Annotated in this window: 6 protein-coding genes; all 6 read left to right on the forward strand. The window is 43.2% G+C overall.

The window, feature by feature from the left end; all coding sequences use genetic code 11:
- Window positions 1–113: 113 nt before the first annotated feature.
- Entirely contained in the window at window positions 114–773 is a 660-nt protein-coding gene (gene pgmB, locus ACYVLS_RS02435; protein WP_460320810.1) for a beta-phosphoglucomutase, read from the forward strand.
- A gap of 15 nt (window positions 774–788) precedes the next feature.
- Window positions 789–2,414 carry a glycoside hydrolase family 13 protein gene (locus ACYVLS_RS02440; protein ID WP_460320898.1) on the forward strand — a complete coding sequence of 542 codons (1,626 nt, stop codon included), beginning with the start codon at window positions 789–791 and terminating at the stop codon, window positions 2,412–2,414.
- A 236-nt stretch (window positions 2,415–2,650) separates the two neighbouring features.
- Window positions 2,651–3,967 carry a sugar ABC transporter substrate-binding protein gene (locus ACYVLS_RS02445; RefSeq protein ID WP_460320813.1) on the forward strand — a complete coding sequence of 439 codons (1,317 nt, stop codon included), beginning with the start codon at window positions 2,651–2,653 and terminating at the stop codon, window positions 3,965–3,967.
- A 158-nt stretch (window positions 3,968–4,125) separates the two neighbouring features.
- The gene (locus ACYVLS_RS02450) at window positions 4,126–5,442 is read left to right on the forward strand and encodes a carbohydrate ABC transporter permease (RefSeq protein WP_460320815.1); all 1,317 of its coding nucleotides are present in this window, start codon (window positions 4,126–4,128) and stop codon (window positions 5,440–5,442) included.
- Entirely contained in the window at window positions 5,442–6,320 is an 879-nt protein-coding gene (locus ACYVLS_RS02455; RefSeq protein ID WP_460320817.1) for a sugar ABC transporter permease, read from the forward strand. The genes ACYVLS_RS02450 and ACYVLS_RS02455 overlap by 1 nt, the downstream gene beginning before the upstream one ends.
- An 85-nt stretch (window positions 6,321–6,405) precedes the next feature.
- Entirely contained in the window at window positions 6,406–12,240 is a 5,835-nt protein-coding gene (locus ACYVLS_RS02460) for a pullulanase (RefSeq protein ID WP_460320819.1), read from the forward strand.
- Window positions 12,241–12,343: the final 103 nt, after the last annotated feature.

Here is a 12,343-nt window from a genome sequence, read left to right on the forward strand (position 1 = left end):
GACTAGTCGTTTTGGGTTCAGGGGAAACGGATGGTTGACCCACAACTCAATCGACTATTTTCACCTAGTAACCAATGAAAAATAAAAACAAGATAAATTATGGAGGAATGAACATGATTAAAGGATTAGTTTTTGATTTAGATGGCGTTATTACAGATACAGCTGAGTACCATTACTTAGCTTGGAAGAGTCTGGCTGAAAAAATTGGTATCGAGATTGACCGCGAATTCAATGAGCAGTTGAAAGGCATCAGCCGCATGGAATCACTCGACTTGATTTTAAAACACGGCAACAAGGAGTCAGACTATACAGAAGCAGAAAAAGAAGAACTGGCTACTCAAAAAAATGAAGAATACAAAGAGTATATCAAAGAAATTACACCAGCTGACCTGCTTCCCGGTATCGACAAACTGCTTAAAGAAGCTAAAGAAAAAGGACTGGGCATGACTCTGGCATCTGCAAGCAAGAATGGACCGGCCATCATGAACAGCCTGGAGATTATGGACCTGTTTGACGGCATTGTTGACCCGGCTACTCTTAAAGCAGGTAAACCTGATCCGGAAATCTTTGTCCGTGGAGCTGAAATGCTCGGCTTAAGACCAGATGAATGTGTTGGATTTGAAGATGCTGAAGCCGGTATTGAAGGCATTAACGGTGCAGGGATGTTTTCTGTCGGGGTCGGTTCAGAAGATGCAATGAAAGAAGCAGATTATGCTGTACAAAGCACGGAAGAGCTCGATTTAGATACTATTTTGGCTAAAGCAAGCCAATAAGAGGGGAGTGTGGAGATACTTATGAAGTGGTGGCAGAATGCAGTGATTTATCAGATTTACCCACGCAGTTTCCAGGACAGCAATGGGGACGGCATCGGCGATATTCAAGGCATCATCAGCCGATTGGATTACTTGGAGGAACTGGGAGTGGACGCCATCTGGCTGAGTCCGGTCTACCAGTCGCCGAATGATGACAACGGCTATGATATCAGTGATTATCAGGCGATTCACCCGGAGTACGGCACGATGGCGGACATGGATGAGCTGATTGCCGAAGCAAAAAAACGTTCCATTCGTATTGTAATGGACCTGGTGGTAAATCACACAAGTGACGAACACAACTGGTTTGTTGAAGCGAAAAAAGGAAAAGACAATCCTTACCGCGACTATTATGTCTGGCGAGACCCAGTTGACGGAAAAGAACCGAACGATTTGGGATCGACGTTTAGTGGCTCAGCTTGGGAACTGGATGAAGCGAGTAATCAGTACTACCTGCATTTGTTCAGTAAAAAGCAGCCGGATTTGAACTGGGAAAATGAACAGCTGCGCGGCGAAATATACGACATGATGAATTACTGGCTGGACAAAGGCATTGGCGGTTTCCGAATGGACGTTATTGACCTGATTGGCAAGAAGCCGGATGAAAAGATTACGGCAGATGGTCCGAAATTGCATGACTACCTCAAAGAACTGCATGATGAGACGCTTAAAGGGCGCGACGTCATGACAGTAGGTGAGACATGGAGTGCGACGCCTGAATCAGCCAAGCTCTATTCCCATCCAGACCGCAATGAGCTGTCGATGGTCTTTCAGTTTGAACACATGATGCTGGACGAACAGCCTGGGAAAACGAAATGGGATTTAAAGCAGCTTGACTTGAAAGAATGGAAAGAGGTGCTCACTAAATGGCAGGTCGAATTAAAAGATGAGGGATGGAACAGCCTGTTTTTAAACAATCATGATACGCCAAGGGCCGTTTCACGCTTTGGCAATGACACTAAATACCGTGAGAAGAGCGCCAAGTGTCTGGCTATCGTTTCTCATATGATGAAAGGCACGCCTTATATTTTCCAAGGGGAAGAAATCGGCATGACGAACCGTACCGTCAAGTCAATTGATGAAGTGGATGATATTGAGAGCATCAACATGTATCACGAACGTCTGGAGGATGGCTATTCTGAGAAGGAACTTCTGCATGCGATTAATGTGAAAGGGAGAGACAATGCCCGCACACCGGTTCAGTGGAATGCTGAGGATCAGGCTGGATTCACCACCGGCACACCATGGTTACCCGTTCAGCCTAACTATAAAGAAGTTAACATTGAAGCAGCGCTGAATGAGCCTGAGTCGGTCTTTTATACCTATCAGCAATTGATTCAGCTTAGAAAAAACCACCCGTTAGTTGTCTGGGGGGATTTCGAACTGCTATTGGCCGATCATCCTTCGCTGTTTGTCTATAAACGCAGCTATGAAGGAGAAAACTGGCTGGTCTGTGGCAATATCAGTGACGAACCGGAACGTCTGGTACTGAACGAACTGTCACTTAAATCAAAAGTCCTGATATCAAATGCTAAACGTACAACGGTCACTTCTGACGGGTTAGTTTTATCACCTTACGAAGCCTTTGTCGTCAAGTTTTAAAGTTAGTTTAAGTTTTTAATTTAACAACAGTTACAACCTGATACCGGTAACATAAAAAAAACAATTGAAACATTTGTTAAAACCTTATATAGTTAAAATGTAATCACTTACAAAAGCTTTTTTTAAGCCCTGTCAAACAGAACGGTACCTTCTGGCTGATAGAGGCTGAAAAAAGAAGTGACACCAAATGGTTTCAAAAGTTAAAAAAATAGTAAAAAAAACAGGAGGAATAATACATGCTTAATTCAAAATTTTGGTATAAAGGATTGTTACTGCTTTCTACTGCTGGTTTATTAGCTGCTTGTGGAAATGGTGACAACGGAGACACAGATGATACAGGAGCAGATGAGGACACTACAGAAGAAACTGTAGACGAAAACGGTGAATCAGCTGAAGGTACTGACGAAGATGCACCGGAGAAACCGGAAGTACTTACTATGTGGGTTAACGATGAAGAAGCTCAACTTGATGCTTACGAAGAAATCACTCAGCGATTCACTGAAGAGTATGACATTGAAGTTGAGATCACACCATACGAAATGCTGGAACAGCTTGACGGCATGAGCCTGGATGGTCCTGCTGGTCAAGGTCCTGACTTATACTTCCAGCCACATGACCGTATGGGAGACATCTACCTCCAAGGTCTAGCTCTAGATCTTGATTTAACTGACGATCAATTAGACCGTTTAGGCGAATACAACGAAGAGGCTGTTCAGTCATTCAGTTATGAAGGCGAACAATATGGTATTCCGGCAGTTGTAGAAACGTATGCACTGTTTATCAATACAGATATCGTACCGGAAGCACCTGAAACAATGGATGAACTGATGGAAATCGCCCGTGAAGAAACAACTGGTGACCAGTATGGCTTCATGATGGATGCCGCTAACCTGTACTTCACATACCCATTCATTACAGCGGATGGCGGATACATCTTTGCACAAGATGAAGACGGAATCTACGACACTTCAGACATCGGTTTGAACACTCCTGAAGCTGTAGAATCAGTAGAAACTATCCAGTCATGGTTTGACGAAGGATTAATGCCTTCAGGTACAGACTTGGAAGTTGCCAACAGCCTGTTCCTTGACGGCAACGTCGGAATGATTGTTAACGGACCATGGGCAATCGCTGAATACCGTGAAGCTCTTGGAGACAGCCTGCTGGTTGCAGAACTGCCAACTCAAAACGGTGAGCCATTGAACTCATTCTCAGGAAACAAAGGTTGGTTAGTCAACTACTATACAGAAAATGACTACTGGGCAACTGAATTGGCACTATTCATTACCAACGAAGAAAGTTCAACAACTTACTTCGACATAGCCGGCGAACTGCCAGCTCATACAGCTGTAGAAATTGATGACGAATTCCTGGCGCCGATTTTTGCTCAGACTCAAAATGCACACCCAATGCCTAACATTCCTGAAATGTCTCAAGTTTGGGAACCAATGGGTGACGCTCTGAACTTCGTACAACAAGGTGAAGATGTACAGGAAGTATTAGACGAAGCTGTACAGCAAATCGAATCTGAAATTTCAATGATGGGTCAGTAAACTTAATATCATTGTAACGTCAAACTAATTTGAGGAGGAGATTGAGCGATTTGACACTCAATCTCCTTCTTCATATTAAAAATTACCTCGTACTATCTTTTTAATCATATATTCTTAAAATATGTGATTGCTTCACGCCTTATAGAAGGAGAGAAATTATGGCTGATAACAACAACCAAATTAAACCGTCTCACACTAGAACGGAAAATCTGGATCATAGCCCTAAAAAAGCTATGCTACTGTCGATTATTCCTGGTATGGGACAGATTTATAACAAAAGAAAACTAAAAGGATTGGCTATTTTCATACTATTTGCTGCTTTCGCAGTGGTTTCGCTTGAATTTATTGCTTCTGGCTTACAAGGCCTTGTTACCCTAGGTACAGAGGCACGTGTTGATGATTCACGTGTATTTCTGGTTGAAGGGATACTGGCATTAATTTTTGCTATTTTCTATGCTTCTCTTTATTGGATCAATATTCAGGATGCAAAAAATGAAGCACAGAAAATTAGAGACGGGTGGACCCCCGGTGGAGTCATTGAAAACTTTAAGAATTCCTGGGATACTGCTTTTCCCTATGTCCTAATAGGTCCTGGATTTTTACTGCTAATTTTTGTAGTTATTTTACCGCTTTTGTTTATGGGCTTTTTAGCCTTTACTAACTATAACTTGTATAACGCGCCACCTCGTAACCTGCTTCAGTGGGTAGGCTTTGAGAACTTCACTCGCTTACTTACTTTGGCAGAGTGGCGTCAGACATTCATCAGCGTATTGTCCTGGACATTAACATGGACATTCGTTGCAACTACTTTACAGATTGCTTTAGGGATGTTTTTGGCCGTTCTGACCAATGACAAACGACTCAAAGGGAAAAAGCTCATTCGTACTGTCCTGATTCTGCCATGGGCTGTTCCAGGATTCGTTACTATCATTATTTTCTCTGCGTTGTTCAATGATAACTTTGGGGCAATCAACCTTGATATCATACAGCCATTGTTTAACACAACTATACCGTGGATGACCAATGTCATGTGGAGTCGAATTGCGATCATTGCGATTCAAGTCTGGCTAGGTTTCCCCTATGTGTATGCACTGTTTTCCGGTGTACTTCAAGGGATTTCCGACGACTGGTATGAAGCTGCCGATATGGACGGTGCCTCACGCTGGCAGAAATTCAGAAACATCACGTTCCCGCATCTGATGTTTGCAACCGGACCGTTACTGTTGACTCAATACACGTTCAACTTCAATAACTTCAATATCATTTACTTGTTCAATGAAGGTGGACCAGCTGTACGTGGACAGAATGCCGGCGGTACCGATATTCTGATTTCATGGGTATTCAGTCTAACCTTTACCAATTCACAATTCAGTATGGCTGCTGCCATTTCACTGATTCTGGGAGTGATTGTCGCAACGTTTGCGTTCTTCCAGTTCAGACGATCACGTTCATTTAAAGAGGAGGGGACCATGTAATGACTAATTCTTCAGATAAAAAGGGTAAAAAACAAATGACCCGTAAACAGAAAAGTCGTTTTGAAGTAGGGCTCATTTACTTCATTCTAGCGATTATGTTCATTATTATTGCCTACCCACTCTTTTGGGCGTTCGCAATGTCCATGAACACAACAAGTAACTTATATAGTGCTTCACTTAATCCAGCTGACTGGTCGTTTGACAACTTTGTCTGGCTGTTTACACACCCGAGAAGTAACTACCTGATATGGTACCGAAACACATTATTTGTCTCGGTTATTGTATCATCTGTAACGACTCTGACGGTTAGCTTTGTGGCTTATGCCTTCTCGCGTTACCGATTTAAAGGACGCAAAAACGGCTTGTATGCTTTCCTGCTTCTGCAAATGTTCCCAGTATTAATGGCTATGGTTGCAATGTTTATCCTTTTAAATCTTGTTGGCTTACTGGATAATCTATGGGGACTAATCCTTATTTATATCGGTGGAGGAATTCCGATGAATGCCTTCCTGGTAAAAGGGTACTTTGACACCTTGCCAAGGTCTCTGGACGAATCAGCTAAAATGGATGGCGCCGGGCACTTCAGAATCTTTTTCCAGATTCTACTGCCATTGGCAAAGCCAATTTTATCTGTCGTGGCACTCTTTAATTTCATGGCTCCGTTCATGGACTTTATCCTGCCGCGTATCGTTTTAAGAAGTCCGGATAACTTTACACTGGCACTAGGTCTATATAACTTCGTTAATGCACAGTTCTCAAATAACTTCAGCCGGTTCGCTGCCGGTGCAGTATTGATTGCTGTTCCAATAGCGACAGTCTACCTGATTCTTCAGAAATACTTGATTTCTGGTCTGGCGTCAGGTGCAACAAAAGGTTAATAAGAATACGACTCTCCTTGCTGTTCAGTAGGGAGAGTATTTATGGAAACGTTGGAAGCGCTTAATACTAAAAAGGAGAGAATCCATGAAACAAAAATTTCAGACTTTATTTTCCGCATTTTTAGTTGCTTTATTAGTTATGCAGTCACTGGCTCAACTTTTCCCCGTTTTTCAAACGGTTAGAGCTGAAACAGAGCGGTCGCTGCGTGTGCATTTGGAAACAGACTCTATCGATAATGACTTATCTTTATGGATGTGGGGCGATGTCAGCACCCCATCTGATTCAGTAGCCGATTGGCCGAATGGGTCGCCGTTTGTCGAAGAGAACCAGACGGACTTTGGTTACTATCAGGATGTTCAGATTACAGAGGATGCTGAAGAGATTGGATTAAGTCCCGTTTTTTCTGATGGGTCTAAATTTATTGAAGATGATATTGAAATAGAGTTATTCTCAGAAGTTGAAGAAGTATGGGTAAGAGCGGATGGTTCAGTGTATTACTATGAGCCAATCGATTTTGATTCACCAACTATTCGAATTCATTACTATGATGAAGAAGCGAATTATTCAGATTACGGCGTTTGGTACTGGGGCGCAGCTCCAAACCTTCCTCAAGAATGGCCAACAGACGCTGTACGTTTTTCATCAGAGCAGTTAGGACCATACGGTGCTTACGTCGATATTCCTGTTAATGAAGGTGCTGAAGGTTTCTCATTTTTAGTTCTTAATGTTGAGACGGAAGAGCAGACAGGGGACCTTGTTTTTGAAGACCTTGCCAATCACCAGCAGATCTTCCTGAAAGCTGGCGTTGAAGAAATCTTCACCAATCCGTTTTATAGAGCAGATGCAGTAGAAGAAGGGCCGGATGAAACAGAGGGAGAAGGAGACATTTCTCTTGCAGCTTCTGTTAATCGTTCCTTTGATTACAATGAACATGGTATTTTAGATGTTGACATTGAAAACAACTCGGATCTGGCAATCGACCGCATTAGAGCGGACGTGTCAGCCATTGGTGGACCGTCTGACTTGGTTATTTCCCCGGAATTGAACCGTGTCACATTGTCTGCTGACCATACTGTTGCGCCCGGTACTTACCCAATTACAGTTTTTGTCTGGGATGAAAACAATGGACGCTACACTACTGAAACTGAAGTAACTATTGAAGCACGAAATAAAGCTGAAGGTGAACGCGACTGGGATGAAGAAATTATATATTTCATGCTGACAGACCGTTTTGCTGACGGAGATCCGGCGAACAACGACCCGTACAGCTTGAACTATGAAAATGCCGACAACCCTCGTGGAACGTATCAGGGTGGAGACTTTAAAGGTGTCACAGAAAACCTGGATTACTTGGATGAGTTAGGTGTTTCAACTATCTGGATTACTCCGATTGTTGAAAATGTAGCGTATGATGTATCGTACGCAGACCCGGATAACGGCAGCTACTATGGTTACCATGGCTACTGGGCTAAAGATTTTGAAGAGTTAAATCCACATTTAGGAACACTTGCAGAATTTCACGAACTGATTGACCGTGCTGCGGAACGAGACATCAGTATCATGGTAGACGTGGTATTGAATCACCCAGGCTACGGAATGCATCCAAATGATGGTGTAGAGAATCCGCCGGCAGGCTACCCGACCGACGAAGACCGTGCCCGTTTTGACGGCATGATCAGAGAAACAGGTGGCAGCAATGATTTGACAATGGAACTGGCTGGCTTGCCTGACTTCATTACAGAAGACCACGCAGTGAGAGAACAGCTGGTGGAGTGGCAGGCTGACTGGATTACTAAGTCAACCACCCCTAATGGAAATGCCATTTCAAGTTATCGTGTCGATACAGTGAAGCACGTTGACGATACAACATGGCAGCACTTCAAAAATGAACTAGTTGAAAGAGACCCTGCATTCAAAATGATTGGGGAATCTTGGGGTGCTAACTACAGAAATGACCATGGTTACTTGAATACCGGAACAATGGACAGCTTGCTGGACTTTTCATTCAAAGACTATGCAAGAAACTTTGTTAGAGGAAATCTGACTGCTGCAAATGATACTTTGATTGAGCGAAACAATGCATTAACTAGTGATGCAACACTCGGCCAATTTTTAGGCAGTCACGACGAAGCCGGGTTCCTGTATGCACTTGGCGGCGACGAAGGTCAGCTGAAACTGGCTGCATCTCTACAAATGACAGCAAAAGGTCAGCCGGTCATTTATTACGGTGAAGAACTGGGTCAATCCGGACCGGATAACTGGCCTGTGTATGACAACCGTTATGACTTTGGCTGGGATATGATGGAAGGCAATGACATTCTGGACCATTACCAGAGAGTGATTGGTTTCAGAAATGACTTCAGTCAACTTCTTTCAAGAGGAACACGTTCTGAGTTTCTGACTTCAGATGACCAGGACTGGATTATGGTTGAACGTGCATTGAATGACGAATCAGTCTACATGGCATTCAACGTATCTGAAGAAGAACAGACAATTTCTGTTGAAGTAACAAACGAAGATGTTGTTGTAATGGACCACTATTCAAACGCAGAATACTCAGCTGTTGCTGCTGACGACAGTCATGTTCTGACATTCACTGTTCCAGCAATGGAAGATGGCGGAACTGCACTGCTTTCAGTAGAAAATGGTGCGTTTGTTGCTGAAGAAGTGGAAACACCTGAGGAACCGGATGAACCGGTAGAAGAAACTGACATCGAAGAAGGTTTCTTTCGCCTCCATTTTGCGGCGCTTCCGTCAGATGATCGCGAAAATCTGGGACTTTGGATCTGGGGTGATGTAAAATCACCATCCGAAAACTGGCCAACAGGTGCATTATCATTCAGTAATGCTGTAGAAACAGAATACGGCTATTATTTGGATGTTGAATTGGCAGATAACCCAGAAAAAATTGGCTTTTTGTTTAATACACGATCCGGAGCAAATTTATCAGATGACTACGAAATTCGTCTGATTGCTCCAGAAATGAATCAGGCATGGATGGATGAAGAGTACGCTATTTATCCGTATGAACCATTATTTGAAGAAGATATGATACGTATAAATTATAGAAGAGACAATGCCGACTACGATAACTGGGGACTATGGACTTGGGGAGACGTAATAGAAGAAACTTCTAACTGGCCAGATGGTGCTCATGACAGTGATGGAATCGGACAGTATGGTACATTCTTTAATCTGGATTTACTTCCAGATGCCGATGAAATCGGATTTTTGTTCCTTGATAAGGCAGGCAGTGATCAGACCACTGATTACGAGTTCTCAGGTGTATCTGAACACAGTCAACTATTTATACGCGAAGGAGACGATACTGTTTATACCAACCCTTATTATGCCAGCGAAACAGGCATGACTAGAGCAGAGTTGATTTCCGAAACTCAAATAGAAGTGTTCTTCCATTCAACAGAAGGACTGACTGAAGACACTATACAAGAGTTAATTGAAGTGACAGATTCAGAAGGAAACCCTGTAGAGTTTACAACGGCAATCGATCACGAACGCAATGTTGTTATTTTAGAAGGTGATTTTTCAATCGAAAACGGTCCGTTCGCGATTCTATTCAATGAAACACAGGTTGAAGCACGTATGGGATGGCGCCTGAAAGATGCCCTTTATGCATATGATGGTGATTTAGGACTAGATTTACATCAAGACGGTACAGCTGACCTGAAATTATGGTCTCCAAGTGCAGATGCTGTTCGCGTTATTCTGTATGATAAAATTGACCAGAAAACAGTTGTTAGAGATGACATTGAAATGGAAGCAAAAGATTCCGGTGTCTGGGACATTACATTGAACGAAGATACAACTGGCTTAAGCGATGTGACTGGCTACTTCTATCACTTCGAAATTGAACGTGATGGCGAAACGGTCCTTGCTTTAGACCCTTACGCCCGTTCAATGGCAGCCTGGGACAGTAGTGATCCGGATAACTATATCGGAAAAGCGGCAATAGTGAATCCGAGCCATATCGGACCGGAACTGGATTATGCAGAAATAGACGGTTACGAAAAACGTGAAGATGCGATTATTTATGAAATTCACGTCAGAGACTTTACATCAGATCCTTCTATTGAAGATGAGCTTGAAAGTCAATTCGGAACATTTAGTGCCTTTGTTGAAAAATTGGACTACATTGAAAGTCTGGGTGTAACTCACATACAGATGCTTCCGGTCATGAGCTACTTCTTCGCTAATGAGTTTGAGAATGACGAAAGAATGATGCACTATTCATCAACCAATACAAATTACAACTGGGGTTATGACCCGCACAGTTACTTCTCATTAACCGGCATGTATTCAGAAAATCCTGAAGACCCGGCTAAGCGTATTGAAGAATTCAAGAATCTTATTGACGAAATCCACGACCGTGGCATGGGTGTTATTTTAGATGTTGTATACAACCATACAGCTAGAGTACACATCTTTGAAGATCTTGAGCCAAATTACTACCACTTCATGGATGCAGACGGCACGTCACGTACAAGCTTTGGTGGCGGACGTCTGGGAACCACTCATGAAATGGCACGCCGTATACTAGTTGATTCCATCACTTACTGGGTTGAAGAGTACAAAGTAGACGGCTTCCGCTTCGACATGATGGGTGACCATGATGCTGAAAGTATTCAGATTGCTTTCGACGAAGCGAAAGAACTGAATCCAAACATTTTAATGATTGGTGAAGGCTGGCGTACATTTGTAGGCGATGAAGGGTATGAAGATGTCATGCCTGCGGATCAGGACTGGATGCAGCATACTGAAGCAGTCGGTTCATTCTCAGATGACTTCAGAAATGAACTGAAATCAGGCTTTGGCAGCGAAGGTGAGCCTCGCTTTATTACTGGCGGAGCACGTTCCATTCAGCAGATTTACGACAACTTAACTGCAAATCCGCATAACTTCACAGCAACAAACCCTGGTGATGTGGTTCCTTATATTGCGGCACATGACAACTTGACCCTTCATGATGTCATTGCTCAAAGTATTCAAAAGGATCCTGAGTACCACCAGGAAGAAATTCACCAGCGTATTCGCTTAGGAAACTTGATGGTACTGACAGCACAAGGAACACCGTTCATCCATGCTGGCCAGGAATTCGGACGCACCAAGCAGTTCCGTGATCCGGAATTCATTGAACCAGTCGCGAATGATTTAGTTCCATATAAGTCAACCTTTATGACAAACGCGGATGGCACACCATTTAAGTATCCGTACTTTATTCATGATTCCTATGATTCAACGGATGCAATTAATCTGTTTGACTGGAATAAAGCGACAAATGTAGATGAGTATCCAATCAACACAACAACGCAGAGCTTTACAACAGGAATGATTGAACTGCGCAGAAGCACGGATGCCTTCCGCAAGGGAACGATGGAAGAGATAGACGAAATGGTCTCTCTGGTAGAGGTACCGGAAATTGAGTCTAATGACCTGGCAATTGTTTACCGAGCAGAAGATTCCAACGGAGATATCTATTATGTCTTAGTTAATGCAGATAATACCGAGCGTACACTGACATTGGATACTGACCTGACAGAAGGCTATGTGTTGGTAGATGGGGAATCTGCTGGAACACGTGCTATCAGTGAACCTGAAGGCGTTGAGGTTTCAGAAACAGCTGTCACATTGGCACCTTTGACAGCTTCAGTTGTTGTCCTGACAGACAGGGACATGACTGAAGTTCCAGATGACGGTCAGGATGAAGAAACTCACCCTAGAGATAACGCTCCCGGACGTCAGGAAGGCCACCCAAGAGATAATGCTCCTGGACGTCAGGAAGGCCACCCAAGAGATAATGCTCCTGGACGTCAGGAAGGACATCCAAGAGATAATGCTCCTGGACGTCAGGAAGGACATCCAAGAGATAATGCACCAGGTAGAAACAAATCAAATAGGTAAAATGTGACTAGAATTGTCTAGTTAACCTAATGCTCTATAATTAATCGGCACTCCCCTGTATGGTGTTTTTGACGCCAGAGGAGAGTGCCTTTTAATTCTTCGT

Source organism: Alkalibacterium psychrotolerans (genome assembly GCF_054784355.1).